Genomic DNA, 13,468 nt, shown 5'->3' with positions numbered 1-13,468 from the left:
GCCGAAATCCGCCGCGAAGCCAAAATCCGCCAAGCCTCGCCGGCCGCGTGCCGGGGCCAACGGGCATGCCGCACCGGCCGAGGCCGGGCCCCCGAGCGCCGCCCGGGCAGAAAACTAGACCACGGTATATTTTCCTTGGCGTGCTCTGCGGCTCGTCCCTATAGTGGTTCTCAAGTGCCATCTCAGGGGAGGACAGAATGCACGATCTCATCATTCGCGGCGGTACGCTCGTCGACGGCACCGGCGCGCCTGCCCGCATCGCCGATGTGGCGATCGACAATGGCCTCATCACCGAGGTCGGCGAGGTCAAGGGAGAGGCAAGGCGCGAGATCGACGCGAAGGGGCTCCTCGTCACCCCCGGCTTCGTCGACATCCACACCCATTATGACGGCCAGGTCACCTGGGACGAGTATCTCTCGCCTTCCTGCTGGCATGGCGTGACGACGGTCGTCATGGGCAATTGCGGCGTGGGCTTCGCGCCCGCCCGCCCCGACCGCCATGACTGGCTCATCACGCTGATGGAAGGCGTCGAGGACATTCCGGGCTCGGCGCTTGCCGAAGGCATCAAGTGGAACTGGGAAACCTTTCCCGAATATCTCGACAGTCTGGAAAGGCAGTCGCGCGTGCTCGACGTCGCCACGCAGGTGCCGCATGGCTCCGTCCGAGCCTATGTGATGGGCGAGCGCGGCGCGCGCAACGAACCGGCGACGCGCGAGGACATCGAGGAGATGGCGCGGATCGTGCGCGAAGGCATAGAGGCGGGCGCGCTCGGCTTTTCGACATCGCGCACCATGCTCCATCTCTCCAAGGACGGCGAACCCGTGCCGGGCACATTCGCCAACGAGGCGGAGCTGATGGGCATCGGCCGCGCGCTGGGCGAGGCCGGGCATGGCGTCTTCGAGATCGCTTCCGACATGACCCCGGCGGAAGAGGAATTCCACTGGATGAAGGCGCTCTCCGCCGAGACCGGCCTTCCCGTCACCTATGCGCTGCTGCAATCGCCGGTCGATGCCGACAAGTGGCGCTCCATGCTCCATCTCACCGATGAAGCGCGCCGCCAGGGCGCGAACATCACCGCGCAGATCGCCTGCCGCCCGACCGGCATGGTGCTCGGCTGGCAGAGCACGATCCATCCCTTTGTCGGCCGCGCCACCTATGACGAGATCGCGCGCCTGCCCTTCGCGGAGCGGCTGGCGAAGCTAAGGGACCCGGAAATCCGCGCGCGCATCCTCGCCGACAAGCCGAAACCCATGGGCACGCTCGGCATGATCATGACGCAGGGCTTCGACCGCATGTTCCGTCTCGAAAATGACGACAATCTCGACTACGAACCCGCCGCCGATGCGAGCGTCGCCGCGCTCGCCGCGCGCACCAGCCGCAATCCGGCCGAGATCGTCTATGACATGCTGATGGAGAAGGACGGGCGCGGCTACATCTACCTGCCGCTCCTCAACTATGCGCGCTTCAACTTCGACCACATCCACGAGATGCTTCAGCACCCGGCAACGATCCTCAGCCTTTCGGATGGCGGCGCGCATTGCGGCGTCATCTGCGATGCGAGCTTCCCGACCTATATGCTGACGCACTGGGTGCGCGACCGCGCGCGCGGCCCCCGCCTGCCGCTCGAGCAGGTGGTGCGCATGCAGACGCATGACACGGCGCGCCTCTATGGCCTCAACGATCGCGGCGTCATCGCGCCGGGCATGAAGGCCGATGTCAACGTGATCGACTTCGAGCGGCTTCGCATTCTCGCGCCGGAAATGGTCTTCGACCTGCCGGCGGAAGGACGGCGCATGATCCAGCGCTCGGAGGGCTATCGCGCCACCATCGTCAGCGGCACCGTCACCTTCGAGAATGGCGAAGCGACGGGCGCGCTCCCCGGCAAGCTCGTTCGCGGGCTCCAGCGCGCCCCCGCCGCCCGCTCGGCCGCCGAGTAAGCGGGCTCGGGGCAAGATTGAGGATGCGGGCTCCCTCCCCGCATCCACCCGCCCGGCGCTTATTGACGCAACGCTTTCCCCCGTGCAGCTTGGGCCCCGCACAAGCATGGGTGTGAAAGTGAGCGACCAGACGTTATTGCCGGCCGAAATCATCGAACGGCGCCAGAAGATCCTCGGCCTGATCCAATCGGGAAAGAAGGGTGAGGCCGAGGCCGAATGCCGCGCGCTCCTCGCCATTTCTCCCGACGATGCCGAAACGCTGTCCATGCTCGCGGCCGTGCTCATTGAGCGCGGCGGCTTCGCCGAGGCGGAAGTCGCGCTGCGCCGCGCGCTCGACCTCGCGCCCCACTCGCCGATCCCCTGGACGAATTACGGCCGCATCCTCCAGCAGCAGAACCGCTGGGCGGAAGCCGAGGCGCATTACGCGGCCGCTGCCGCATCCTTTCCGCAAATTCCGCTTTTCCATCTGACGCTCGGCCAGGTCGCCCAGCGCGCCGGCCACTTCGCGGAAGCCGAGACGGCATTCCGCCGCGCTGTCGAACTCGAGCCGCGCAACGCCACGGCCGTCATGCTGCTCGGCATGGTCGTGCTGCGCCAGGAGCGCGCCGACGAGGCGGCCGATCTCTTCCGGCACGCCATCGAGATCGACCCGAAGCTCGCCGCCGCCTATGGCAATCTCGGCAATGCCGAGCAGAAGCGCGGCGACCTCGCCGCCGCCGAGGCCGCCTATGAACGCGCGTCGATCCTCGATCCCAAGGATGCGCTCAGCTATGTGAGCCTTGGCCTCGCCAAGCTGAGGCGCGGCGATGCGCGCGAGGCGGCAGAGATCTTCGACCGCGCGCTCACGCGCTTCGGGCCGGAGCGGCGCGCCGCCGCCTGGTTTCCCTATGCGCGCGCGCAGGAGCTGGGGCAGATGCCGGCCGGGTTCCGCGCGGAGCTCGCGCGACTCATCAGCCGCGTGACCCTGACGCCGCCTGCCGGCTATTCGTCCATCGCCGAATTCAACAAGGCGCTCGCCGAAGCGCTGCGCGCCGACACGACGACGGTGTGGGAGCCGCCCGGCAAGGCGACGCGCAAGGGCGGGCAGACGGGACTTCTCCTCGACAATCCGCGCGAGCCCTTCCTTGCCTTCGAGCAGACGCTGCGCCGCGCCATCGACGCGCATTTCGACGCGATCAAGCGCGAGAAGAACCATCCCTTCCTCGGCTTCGTGCCGAAGACATATCAGCTCGATCTCTGGGGCACGCTTCTTTCGGAAGGCGGCCATCAGCACGCGCATATCCATGTCGGCGGCTGGATGAGCGGTGTCTATTACGTGGCGCTGCCGCCGACCATGGGCGATGGCGACGCCTCGCGCGATGGCTGGATCGAGTTCGGCCATCCGCCGCCCGATTTCGACGCGAGCTTCGAGCCGCAGACGCTCACCTATGAGCCGCGCGAGGGTGATGCCTTCTTCTTTCCGTCCTACGTCTTTCACCGCACGCTGCCCTTCTCGGGCAATGAGCAACGCATCAGCCTCGCCTTCGACGTCAAACCGACGAGTTGGCGCTAGAACGGCCGTTACGGGGAGAATACCCAATGAACAAGAAAAGCCTCGAAACCCATCTGGCGGAAGTCGAAGAGCGCGGCTTCACCATCGTCGAAAATGCCATCGAGCCCGATCTCGTCGACGCGCTGAACGAGACGCTGCTGCGGCTCGAGAAGGATCTCGGCATCGTGCCCGCGCGCAACGGCTTTGAAGGCCACCACACGGTCCGCATCTACAATCTTCTCGCGCTTGGCGAGATATTCCAGCGTATCCCCGTGCACCCCAATGTGCTGCCCGTCGTCGAGGGCGTGCTCGACCCCGGCTGCCTGGTCTCGTCGCTCTCCTCGATCTCCATCGACCCGGGCGAGATTGCCCAGCCCATCCATGCCGACGATCAGGTGATGCCGGTCGCAAAGCCCCATGCGGCATTTGTCTGCAATTCCATGTGGGCGCTTACCGACTTCACCGAGGAGAACGGCGCGACGCGGATCATTCCGGGTACGCACAAAGCGGATGCCTCACCCAATTACGGCCAGCACTATGACAGCATTCCGGCCGAAATGCCGAAAGGCTCGGTTCTCATCTGGCATGGAAGCCTCTGGCATGGCGGTGGCGCGAACAAGTCCGGCGCGCGCCGCGTCGGCATCGCAATGAATTACTGCGCGGGCTATATCCGCCAGCAGGAAAACCAGCAGCTCGGCATCCCGCTCGAAATCGTCCGCCGCTTCGAGCCGCGCCTGCAGGAGCTTTGCGGCTTCGGCACCTATCGCAATCTCATCGGGCATATCGACAAGAAGACGCCCGCGCAGCGCCTTCTCGACGAGACGCGCGACTTCAAGTCGATCTGGGATCTTGCCTAGACCTAAAAGCAGGTGTCGAGCAGCGACGGCAGATCCGCGACGCTCTCGATCACCGCATCGGCGAGCGGCGCAAGATCGGCATGGGCGCTCGTGCCCGTGAGGACGCCGACGAGGAGCCCCGCTCCCGCCGCGCGGCCCATGTCGAGATCGTGCCTGTTGTCGCCGACGACGGCCACGCTGCCGGGCGCGAGGCCGACCCGTTCGCAGAAGGCAAGCGTCATGCCCGGTCCGGGCTTCGCGCCATGGCCGCTGTCATAGCCCGCCTGAAATGACAGGAACGGCTCGAGCGCGAAGCGCGCCATGAGCGCCCGCGCCGAAGCCTCGACATCATTGGTTGCGAGGCCGAGCTTGAGACCGCGGCCCGTCAGCGTCGAGAACAGCGCCGGAAGGTCGGTCACCGGCACCGACATGGCGGGCGCAAGCCGCGCGAAAAGCGCATCGAGCGAGGTCACGAGATCGGTCTGCTCGCGGCGAACGCCGAGCTGGCGCCACCTGTCCGCAAGCTCGATCGTGTCGCCGCCGGCAAAGAGGCTTCCGGCCCTGATCTGCCGCCGCGCCTCGTCATAGCCCGCCGCATCGACGAGCCGCGCGACGAGCGCGGCATCGCCCTCGGCGGCCATCGCCGCCGCCTCGAAAATGATCGGCACCCAGGTTCCGTGATACTCGAAAAGCGTGCCGTCCTTGTCGAAAAGGACGCCCCTGATGCGCTGCCGCGCCCGATGCTCCGAACCCTGACTGCCCATGAAACTCACATTTCCGCTTTGCGGCGATTGCGGGATATACTCGTGCCGGATGCGGCCGATTCAAACATGAAAGCTCGAAGCGGGGGACTCCGGAAATGCGCGCATTCAAGATCGGTCTGGCGCTGATACTTGTTCTGGCGAGTGCGGCGATCACCGCGCTCACCTATCTCCAGAGTCACGGCGCGGGCGTCTCGACCGGCGCGCTGCTACTTCTGGTCATTGTCGCCTATGTCTATGACCATCGGCATCACATATTCGGCACCGTGCAACAGGCCGGCGCGAAGCGCGACCACGCGCAAACGATCGCGCTCCATCAGGGCCGCCTGACCGCCATGCGCCAGGACGGCGATATCCGCGCCCGCTGACCGGGCTTCAGCCCTTCCACTCCGTGGTGATCTCGGCAAGCACGGGCCGCTCGCGCTCATCCTTCGGCAGGCTGGTGCTGCCGAAATAGAGAAATCCCGCCACGCGCTCACTCTCGCCAAGGCCGAGAGCACGGGCGATCTCCTCGTCATAGGCGTACCATTCCGTGATCCAGGCGCAGGCATAGCCGAGCGCGGTCGCAGCCACCAGCATGTTCTGGCACGAGGCGCCGGCGGAGAGGCGCTGTTCCCATTCGGGTGCCTTGCGGCTCGGCACGATGCGCGAAACGACGGCAACGACGAGCGGCGCGCGAAGGAACCGCCCCGCTTCGATCGCAAGCAGGTCGTCGCCCGCGCGCGGCTCGACGGCGCGGTACCTCTCCCTCAGCACCTCGCCGAAAGCGCGCCGCGCATCGCCCCTGAACAGGATGAAACGCCAGGGCGCCAGTTTGCCGTGATCGGGCACGCGCGCGCCGGCGCGGAGAATGGTCTCCACCTCATCCGGCGTCGGCCCCGGCTCGGCCATGTTCATGGGCTTCACCGAGCGGCGCGTGAGAAGAAGATCGATGGTTTCCTGGGAACGGGACAATGCGCTGAACCTCACGAGATGAAAGGCATCGCAAACTAGGCCATTGCTCTTTACAGAAGCAAGGCCGCCCCTCACCATCGCCCCGGGGCAATCGAGGGGGCATCCGTGGAGATTTCACGGACGGGGCGGATTCTTTTTGCGGCAACAATGCTGGCACTGGCGGGAACGGCGTCATCGGACCCGGCCTGCGCGGGCGCCTGGCCGCTTCCGAAAGGCGAAACGCTGGTCATCATTCCCATCACCATCTCGAAAGCGACGGACGGTTTCAACTCGTCGGGAAAGGTCGCACCGCGCAGCTCATACAGCAAGAACGAGGTCGCGCCTTATGTCGAATATGGCCTCACGGAGAGCCTCACCCTTGTCGGCACTTTCGCCTGGCTGCGCGATGAAACCGACTATTACGGCATCAGCTTTCGCCAGCAGGGCTTCTCGCGGGCCGAGGCGGGCCTTCGCATCTCGCTTGGCGAATGGCGCGGCACGCGCTTTGCCCTTCAGCCGGTGATCGCGGTTCACGGTGCGAGCGCGGGCGATGATCCCTTCGCCTCGCGGCGCGGCGACGTGGATCAGGAACTCGACGTGATCGCGGGGCGGAGCTTCAACATTTTCGGCATCGAGGGCTTCACCGACACGCTGATCGGCTACCGCCACCGCCCCGCCGGGCGCCCGGCCCAGCTCAAGTCGGATGTCACACTCGGCCTCAAGCCGCGCGACGGCACGATGCTGCTGGTGAAGAGCGAGAACTTCGCCTCAGTCGGGCGCAGCCATTCCGCCATCGCAAGCCCGAGCGCCGCAAAGATCGGCGCGTCGATCGTTCAGGACGTGGCGAAGCCGCTCGCCGTCGAAGTCGGCTTCATGCAGACAGTGGCCGGCCGCAATATCGTGCGCGAGCGCGCATTGAAATTCGGCCTCTGGCACCGCTTCTGACCTCACCGCAAAGGCGCCGCCTCGGCCGCCTTCGCGTTCACGCTCCTGCCGATCAGCGCCAGCGTGTCGATATCGGGCGGCGCGTCCCGCCCACTTCCCGGCGCACCCGCTTCAAGCTCCGCGAGGCTGAAACCCATCTTCGCATCATAGGTGCGCTCGATCTGATTGCGGAGCCGCTGCTGCGCCGCATACCAGGCCGTCTTCGTCCGATCGTCACGGCATGTCGCAAGCTCCGCGCCAGACGACGCGCCCCAGCGCCGCTCGGGGCAATGATAGGGATCGAAGGAGAAGGCGAAGAGACGCTGGCGCGCGTCCTCGAAGCTCAGTGTCCGCATCGAGCCGTCGCTTGCCTGATAGCTCACCGGGCAGGCCGCCGCCGCCTCGCGATAGGTCGCGGCGAGATCGCCCGCAAGATCGCTGCCCGAATAGGCAAGGTTCTTCGAGCCTTGCCGCGCCATCTCCAGAAACTTCGCGACCTGGTCCTTCAATTCCAGAAACGAGGTCTTGAGGCGCGCATCGCGCGACGGCGTCGAGTAAGTCTCCCAGTCGCCCGAGGTGCCATAGATATTGTCCGGCAGGCGGCCGGGCTGCGGCTGCCTGTTGATGCCCGCCTTCACGGCGATATCGACAGCCATGACGCGATAATGCAGATCGTCGCAAAGGCCCTTCAGCAGGCTCCGCGTCTCGACGATGGGATCGTAGACGATGTCGTGTCCCGCGACGGCGCGGCGCACATAGTCGTAATAGTCGACCGTCTCGCCCTTGTGGACGAAGCGTGCCTTGCGCCACTCGGCAGGCTTCGGCTCCGCATTGCCGAAGAACTGCTCGTCGGACCAGTCGGCCAGCTCACTGTCGGCGCGCGGCTGGATGACGCCGCCGACATAGCTGCCATCCGGCGCCTGCGTTGCCCCGAGAAGAACGAGCGGCCGCCAGTTCTTGAAGCCCGCGCCCATGGGCGGCGAGGCACGAACGAAGCGATGGCCATAATCTCCGCGCGAAACTGAATTGTCGGGATGGCTGTCGATGAAGCGGATGCGGCCTTCATCGTCCACATCGTAAACGGTCGCGGCATGGCCGTTTGGATCATAAATGACCGTACCAGGACGAATTGAGCCGGGCGCGATCCGCACCGGGTAGAAATCGGCGAGCGCGCCTTGCCTCTCGCCCGGCGGCACGCGGTACATGGCCGTCGAAATCGAATTGATGAGATTGAGGAAGACGATCCGCGCATTGGGAAATGCGCTCGGCGCGGGCGTCGTCACATCGGTGCGCAGGACGACATGATTGCCTCGCGCCGAATAGCGCAGGTCCGTCGAGTTGCCATTCGCCGCGACCGCGCTCGCATAGGAGAAGGGCAAGCCGTTCTTCCAGGCGAAATAGGCGCGCAGCATGTAGGGCAGGTCTGCGCAGTCGGCAAAGAAGCTCAGGCCCGCCGGATCGCTGTTGCGGTAGATATTGGCGGGCCCCGAAAGACATTCCGCCACCGTGCGGCAATCGCTCCTGCCGATGGCTCTCACGAAGTCGCCAAAGGCGCGCTCGTCGCTCGTGCTCCATTCGGGCCTGGTGATCCGCCATTGGAGAGCCGGCGGTGCGGGCACGGCGGAGGCGCTCATCGCCTCGCCAGCGCTCACCACGGGTGACATGGTGATGGGCGCCTTGGTGACGGGCGCCACCTGATCGGGCGGCACATCGCCTTCCGCCCGCGCCGCGCACAGCCCCGCCAGCAGCGCCAGCAAAATGGCGGCAAGCCCCCTTCCCTTCATGTCCCGTCGCGCCCCCAGAATCCCATCCGATTACCGAAACTTAACCATAACCGCCTGTGGCAAGTCCGGCACGAAAGCGGACGCGCTTCATTTGCGTGTTTACTTAATTAAGTGTTGTTTACAATATATCCGCCATGAAAGCCCTTGCTGCCCTTTCCGATCCCACCCGCCGGCAGATCGTCGAGATGCTGAGCGAAGGCGAATTGTCGGCAGGAGAAATCTCGCGCCGCTTCTCCATGACGCCGCCCGCCATCTCCCAGCATCTGAGGACGCTGAAGGCGGCGCGTCTCGTCCGTGTGCGCGTCGATGCGCAGCGGCGCATCTACACGCTCGATGCGGAGGGGCTGGCGGAGGTCGATGCCTGGCTGCAGCGCGTTCGACGCCTTCGGGGTCCGAAGCTCGGCGCGCGCTCGGCCTGATCAGCGCCCTTCGAGCAGGCGCCGCGCCTCGTGCAGATCGGCGACGACGGCGACACATTTCGCGCGTATGTCAGCTGTCGGCGCGACGATGTCCGGCACCATGACGGGCATCGTGCCCGCGGCATGTGCCGCGCGGATGCCGTTGTGCGAATCCTCGAGCACGAGGCATCGTCCCGGCTTCATCGCCAGCGCGCCCGCCGCCTTCATGAAGATTTCGGGATGCGGCTTGCCGTTCGTCACATCGTCGCCGGTAAAGACGATCTCGAAATGATCGCGAATGCCCGCGCGGCTCAGATGCCGCTCGGCAACCGCGCGCGCCGACGAGGTCGCAAGCGCGATGGGAACGCCGCGCGCGCCGAGATCGCGAAGCAGTTCGCCCGCGCCCGCCTTCAGCGGAATGCCTGCCGCCAGCAATTCCTCGGCGATTTCGGCGATGCGCAGCTTGTAGCCGTCGAGCGGAAATCCCTCGCCGAAATGCGAGCGGATGATCGCGTAGCCCGCCGGCCCCGGAACGCCGATGAGCGAGTGGAAAAGACCATCCGTCATCTCATAGCCAAGCGCGGCGCAGGCCCTTTGCAGGACGACCCTGTAGATGCGCTCGGTATCGAGCAGCAACCCGTCCATATCGAAGATGACGGCCTCGACAGGATTGGGAAACGACATCACGCGAACACCACTCCGCTCAAAAAAGACAAAGGGGAAGCTCCGCGCTTCCCCCTTCATTTGTATTACTCGGCATTTGTATTACTCGGCACTCTCATCATTCCGCTGCGGCTCTGAGCGCCGCAGGCCGCTGATCCGGCGGCGTTGCCTCGGCGGCGAGCGCCCGGATCGCCTCGTCAAGCGCCTGCACCTTCTGGTCGGTAGAGCCGAGACGGCGGACGGAGACCGTGCGCTCCTCCGCTTCACGCTTGCCCGCGACGAGGATCACCGGAACCTTGCCGACGGAATGCTCGCGGACCTTGTAATTGATCTTCTCGTTCCGGAGATCGAGTTCGACCCTGAGCCCCGCATCGCGAAGCGCCTGCGCGACATCCTCGGCATAGCCATCGGCTTCCGAGGTGATGGTGGCGACCACGACCTGCACCGGCGCGAGCCAGAGCGGAAACTTGCCCTCGTAATGCTCGATCAGAATGCCGATGAAGCGCTCGAGCGAGCCGAGGATCGCGCGATGCAGCATCACCGGGCGGTGCTTGGCGCTGTCCTCACCGATATAGGACGCATCGAGCCGTTCCGGCAGGTTGAAATCGAGCTGCAGCGTACCGAGCTGCCAGGACCGGCCGATCGCATCCTTCAGATGGAATTCGAGCTTGGGGCCGTAGAAGGCGCCCTCGCCCGGCGCAAGCGTATATTTGCGGCCGAGCGCGTCGAGCGCATCGGCAAGCGCCCGCTCCGCCCTGTCCCACGTCTCGTCGGAACCGACGCGCTGCTCCGGCCTGAGCGCCAGACGGACGTTGAGATCCGTGAACCCCATATCCTCATAGACGCTTTCCAGAAGCGCGACGAAAGCCTCCGTCTCGCTCTGAATCTGGTCCTCGCGGCAGAAGATGTGCGCGTCGTCCTGCGTCATCTGGCGCACGCGCATGAGGCCATGCAGCGCGCCATGCGCCTCGTTGCGGTGGCAGCAGCCGAACTCCGCCATGCGCAGCGGCAGGTCGCGATAGGATTTCACGCCCTGCTTGAAGATCTGGATATGGGCGGGGCAGTTCATGGGCTTGATCGCCATGAGCTTGGCCTTGCCCGACACGATCGGCGCCTCATCGTCCGTCGACGGAACTTCGTCGGGAACGACGAACATGTTTTCCCGATACTTGCCCCAATGGCCGGACTGTTCCCAGAATTTCGCGTCGAGAAGCTGCGGCGTGCGAACCTCGACATAGCCCGAGGCGTCGATGCGACGGCGCACATACTGCTCCAGCGCCTGCCAGACGCGCCAGCCCTTCGGATGCCAGAAAACGGAGCCTTGGGCCTCCTCCTGCAGATGGAAGAGATCCATCTCGCGGCCGATCTTGCGATGGTCGCGGCGCTCTGCCTCCTCGACCATGGTGATATAGGCCTTGAGGTCGGCTTCCGTCGCCCAGGCCGTGCCATAGATGCGCTGAAGCATCTCGTTGCGGCTGTCGCCGCGCCAATAGGCGCCGGCGAGCTTCGTCAGCTTGAAAGCCTTGCCGAGCTTGCCCGTCGAAGGCAGATGCGGCCCGCGGCAGAGATCGAGCCAGTTACCCTGGCGGTAGACGGAGACGTCCTCGCCCGCCGGAATGCCCTCGATGATCTCGGCCTTGTAGGCTTCGCCGATCTTCCTGAAATAGGCGATGGCCTCGTCGCGCGGCCAGACCTCGCGCGTGATCTTCTCGTCGCGGTCGACGATCTCGCGCATCCGCTCCTCGATTTTCTCGAGGTCTTCAGCGCGAAAGGGCTCGGCCCTCGCGAAATCGTAGAAGAAGCCGTTCTCGATCACCGGCCCGATGGTGACCTGCGTGCCGGGGAAAAGCTCCTGCACGGCTTCGGCCATCACATGCGCGCAGTCATGGCGCAGAATTTCGAGCCCGTCCGGCGTCGTCGGCGTCACCACCTCGACGATCGCATCCCGGTCGATCATCGTGGCGAGGTCTTTCACCTTGCCGTCGACCTTGAGGGCGATCGCCTTCTTGGCCAGCGATTTCGCAATGCTCTCCGCAAAGGCGCGGCCGTCCATCGGCTCCGCCAGTTCACGCACCGACCCGTCGGGCAGCGTTACCTTTATCATCTCGTTTTTCTCTCTTCCGTCCCGCGCAATTCGGCCGACCAGGACCAGCGCCCGAACGCCCAGGGCCTGTACCATGGCGCCTCGGGGAGGGTCTGCGGCACCGGGTCGAACCCATGCGTACCGTATGGATGGCACCGGCTCAACCTCGAGAGCGCGAGCCACCCGCCCTTCCAGGCGCCATGACGCTCGATTGCCTCCATCGCGTAGTCGGAGCAGCTCGGCAGGTGCCGGCAGCGCGGACCGAGCAACGGCGAGATGAACCAGCGATAGAGCTGGATCAGGCCGCGCATCGCAAGCGAGAAAGGGGCAAATCGCATTCCGGGGCCGACGAATGAGCCGGCGTCCGATGGGCCGGCCATAGCGGGAAGTTTGCAAATTGAAGCGAAGGCCGGCACGCAAACGCGCGCCTCAGGGCCCGGCTTCTCAGGCCGGGCCGCTGCTAGTGGGGGTGCCGGGCCGCGCCGCAGTCCCACTCCTCAGGCCCTTGATCTGTGCCGGTTGCAAAGACACGCTTTCGTCCTTGTTTGGCGTTCCGTGTGTTCGGCGTCCAATGTGGAGGGAGCGCCGCTCCTTCCGGTCCCTGCCGACAGGCTATGCCGGTATGGTTGACAGAATATTACATTCCGCGGCGGCGAACGCCAGAGACGGCCGTCACGCCTTTTCCTGAGCGCCCGCCATCGCCTTGTCGACGGCCTCCTCCACCGCGTCGAAGACGAGCAGCGTGGAGGCGTGGCGGGCCTTGTAGTCGCGCACCGGCTCCAGCACCTCGAGGTCGCGCCACTTGCCGCCATAGATCTCGCGCGGCGGCTCGCCGCCTTCCTTGAGCATGCGGCGCATGGCGGCCCCAACCTCGTGGAGTTCCGCCGCGGTCGCGCCGATGACATGGCGCGCCATGATCGAGGACGACGCCTGACCGAGTGCGCATGCCTTCACATCCGCGCCATAGGCGACCACCCGGTCGCCCTCGACCTTCACATCGACGGTGACCTTGGAGCCGCAAAGCTTCGAGACCGCTGTCACGCTCGCGTCGGGGTCGGCAAGCCGCTCCGACAGCGGAATGTCCGCCGCGAGCTTCAGGATGCGCGTGTTGTAAATCTCGTTCAGCATTTTCTTTTCAACCGGCGACCCGCCAGAGCGTTCCCTGCGGACCGTCCTCGATCAGAATACCGCGCCCGGCAAGTTCGTCGCGGATGCGGTCGGCTTCCTTGAAATCCCGCCCCTTGCGCGCCGCCGCCCGGGCGGCGATCAGGGCCTCGATCTCTTCCGCATCGATATGGGGTGTGACCCCGGCTCCTGCAAACCAGCTTTCCGGGTCGGCTTGCAGAAGGCCGACGAGATAGCCCGCATTCTGGAGCGCCGCCTTGAGTCGCGCCCGTTCGGCCAGGTCCGTCGCCACATGCGCCTGCCGGGCGAGATCGAAGAGCACTGCGAGCGCCTTGGGCGTGTTGAGATCGTCGGCGAGCGCCTCCATGAAGGCGTCGGGCACCGCGCCGCCTGCTTCCGCCTCGACATCGGAAAGCGCGCGCAAGGCGCCATAGAGCCGGTCGAGCATGCGCCGCGCCTGGGCGAGCCCGTCCGCCGTCCAGTCGAGCGGCTG

At 65.6% G+C, this 13,468-nt stretch carries 14 protein-coding genes; 6 read left to right on the top strand and 8 right to left on the bottom strand.

Annotated features, from left to right (window positions below; translation table 11 throughout):
- Positions 1-197: 197 nt before the first annotated feature.
- The 3 genes from WBG82_RS02570 to WBG82_RS02560 all read left to right on the top strand — a co-directional run bounded on the left by WBG82_RS02570 (position 198) and on the right by WBG82_RS02560 (position 4,325).
- Positions 198-1,937 (top strand): N-acyl-D-amino-acid deacylase family protein, encoded by a 1,740-nt coding sequence (locus tag WBG82_RS02570; RefSeq protein WP_424420996.1) that lies wholly within the window; start codon positions 198-200, stop codon positions 1,935-1,937.
- Positions 1,938-2,055: 118 nt separating this feature from the next.
- A complete protein-coding gene (locus WBG82_RS02565; RefSeq protein ID WP_424420993.1) occupies positions 2,056-3,489 on the top strand; it encodes a tetratricopeptide repeat protein in 1,434 nt (477 codons plus the stop codon).
- A gap of 26 nt (positions 3,490-3,515) precedes the next feature.
- Positions 3,516-4,325 (top strand): phytanoyl-CoA dioxygenase family protein, encoded by an 810-nt coding sequence (locus tag WBG82_RS02560; RefSeq protein ID WP_424420991.1) that lies wholly within the window; start codon positions 3,516-3,518, stop codon positions 4,323-4,325.
- A gap of 2 nt (positions 4,326-4,327) precedes the next feature.
- Here the strand turns inward: WBG82_RS02560 and WBG82_RS02555 are convergent, their stop codons facing one another.
- Positions 4,328-5,068 (bottom strand): HAD family hydrolase, encoded by a 741-nt coding sequence (locus WBG82_RS02555; protein WP_424420989.1) that lies wholly within the window; start codon positions 5,066-5,068, stop codon positions 4,328-4,330.
- 95 nt (positions 5,069-5,163) lie between these two features.
- Here WBG82_RS02555 and WBG82_RS02550 point away from each other — a divergent pair, with 95 nt between their 5' ends.
- Positions 5,164-5,433 (top strand): hypothetical protein, encoded by a 270-nt coding sequence (locus WBG82_RS02550; RefSeq protein ID WP_424420987.1) that lies wholly within the window; start codon positions 5,164-5,166, stop codon positions 5,431-5,433.
- Between the two features lie 7 nt (positions 5,434-5,440).
- Here WBG82_RS02550 and WBG82_RS02545 read toward each other — a convergent pair whose 3' ends face one another.
- Positions 5,441-6,019 carry a nitroreductase family protein gene (locus WBG82_RS02545; RefSeq protein ID WP_424420985.1) on the bottom strand — a complete coding sequence of 193 codons (579 nt, stop codon included), beginning with the start codon at positions 6,017-6,019 and terminating at the stop codon, positions 5,441-5,443.
- 147 nt (positions 6,020-6,166) lie between these two features.
- Between WBG82_RS02545 and WBG82_RS02540 the strand changes: the two genes are divergently transcribed.
- Positions 6,167-6,943 carry a hypothetical protein gene (locus tag WBG82_RS02540; RefSeq protein WP_424420982.1) on the top strand — a complete coding sequence of 259 codons (777 nt, stop codon included), beginning with the start codon at positions 6,167-6,169 and terminating at the stop codon, positions 6,941-6,943.
- 2 nt (positions 6,944-6,945) lie between these two features.
- Here WBG82_RS02540 and WBG82_RS02535 read toward each other — a convergent pair whose 3' ends face one another.
- Positions 6,946-8,706: a hypothetical protein gene (locus WBG82_RS02535; RefSeq protein WP_424420979.1), complete on the bottom strand. Its 1,761-nt coding sequence runs from the start codon at positions 8,704-8,706 to the stop codon at positions 6,946-6,948.
- A 134-nt stretch (positions 8,707-8,840) separates the two neighbouring features.
- On the opposite strand from WBG82_RS02535, the gene WBG82_RS02530 reads away from it, so the two are divergent.
- Complete coding sequence (locus tag WBG82_RS02530; RefSeq protein WP_424420976.1) at positions 8,841-9,125, top strand: metalloregulator ArsR/SmtB family transcription factor; 285 nt, start codon at positions 8,841-8,843, stop codon at positions 9,123-9,125.
- Here WBG82_RS02530 and WBG82_RS02525 read toward each other — a convergent pair whose 3' ends face one another.
- The 5 genes from WBG82_RS02525 to WBG82_RS02505 all read right to left on the bottom strand — a co-directional run.
- Positions 9,126-9,788 (bottom strand): HAD family hydrolase, encoded by a 663-nt coding sequence (locus WBG82_RS02525; protein ID WP_424420973.1) that lies wholly within the window; start codon positions 9,786-9,788, stop codon positions 9,126-9,128.
- Between the two features lie 97 nt (positions 9,789-9,885).
- Positions 9,886-11,871: a threonine--tRNA ligase gene (gene thrS / locus WBG82_RS02520; RefSeq protein WP_424420970.1), complete on the bottom strand. Its 1,986-nt coding sequence runs from the start codon at positions 11,869-11,871 to the stop codon at positions 9,886-9,888.
- Positions 11,868-12,188 carry a membrane protein insertion efficiency factor YidD gene (yidD, locus tag WBG82_RS02515; protein ID WP_424420967.1) on the bottom strand — a complete coding sequence of 107 codons (321 nt, stop codon included), beginning with the start codon at positions 12,186-12,188 and terminating at the stop codon, positions 11,868-11,870. The genes thrS and yidD overlap by 4 nt, the downstream gene beginning before the upstream one ends.
- A gap of 334 nt (positions 12,189-12,522) precedes the next feature.
- Positions 12,523-12,978 (bottom strand): iron-sulfur cluster assembly scaffold protein, encoded by a 456-nt coding sequence (locus WBG82_RS02510; protein ID WP_424420964.1) that lies wholly within the window; start codon positions 12,976-12,978, stop codon positions 12,523-12,525.
- A 7-nt stretch (positions 12,979-12,985) separates the two neighbouring features.
- The coding region (locus tag WBG82_RS02505; protein WP_424420961.1) for a DALR domain-containing protein at positions 12,986-13,468 on the bottom strand (483 nt) is incomplete at its 5' end.

It is taken from the genome of Parvibaculum sp. (assembly GCF_049671045.1).
Taxonomy (GTDB): Bacteria; Pseudomonadota; Alphaproteobacteria; order Parvibaculales; family Parvibaculaceae; genus Parvibaculum.
The sequence above is the reverse complement of the archived record's forward strand: the minus strand, read 5'-3'. Positions and strand labels throughout refer to the sequence as shown.

What these genes read in the sequence shown, in the direction of transcription:
- WBG82_RS02570 (WP_424420996.1), top strand. Translation starts at nt 198, where the DNA reads ATGCACGATCTCATCATTCGCGGCGGTACGCTCGTCGACGGCACCGGC.
- WBG82_RS02560 (WP_424420991.1), top strand. Translation starts at nt 3,516, where the DNA reads ATGAACAAGAAAAGCCTCGAAACCCATCTGGCGGAAGTCGAAGAGCGC.
- WBG82_RS02555 (WP_424420989.1), bottom strand. Translation starts at nt 5,068, where the DNA reads ATGGGCAGTCAGGGTTCGGAGCATCGGGCGCGGCAGCGCATCAGGGGC.
- WBG82_RS02550 (WP_424420987.1), top strand. Translation starts at nt 5,164, where the DNA reads ATGCGCGCATTCAAGATCGGTCTGGCGCTGATACTTGTTCTGGCGAGT.
- WBG82_RS02540 (WP_424420982.1), top strand. Translation starts at nt 6,167, where the DNA reads ATGCTGGCACTGGCGGGAACGGCGTCATCGGACCCGGCCTGCGCGGGC.
- WBG82_RS02535 (WP_424420979.1), bottom strand. Translation starts at nt 8,706, where the DNA reads ATGAAGGGAAGGGGGCTTGCCGCCATTTTGCTGGCGCTGCTGGCGGGG.
- WBG82_RS02530 (WP_424420976.1), top strand. Translation starts at nt 8,841, where the DNA reads ATGAAAGCCCTTGCTGCCCTTTCCGATCCCACCCGCCGGCAGATCGTC.
- WBG82_RS02525 (WP_424420973.1), bottom strand. Translation starts at nt 9,788, where the DNA reads ATGTCGTTTCCCAATCCTGTCGAGGCCGTCATCTTCGATATGGACGGG.
- thrS (WP_424420970.1), bottom strand. Translation starts at nt 11,871, where the DNA reads ATGATAAAGGTAACGCTGCCCGACGGGTCGGTGCGTGAACTGGCGGAG.
- yidD (WP_424420967.1), bottom strand. Translation starts at nt 12,188, where the DNA reads ATGCGATTTGCCCCTTTCTCGCTTGCGATGCGCGGCCTGATCCAGCTC.
- WBG82_RS02510 (WP_424420964.1), bottom strand. Translation starts at nt 12,978, where the DNA reads ATGCTGAACGAGATTTACAACACGCGCATCCTGAAGCTCGCGGCGGAC.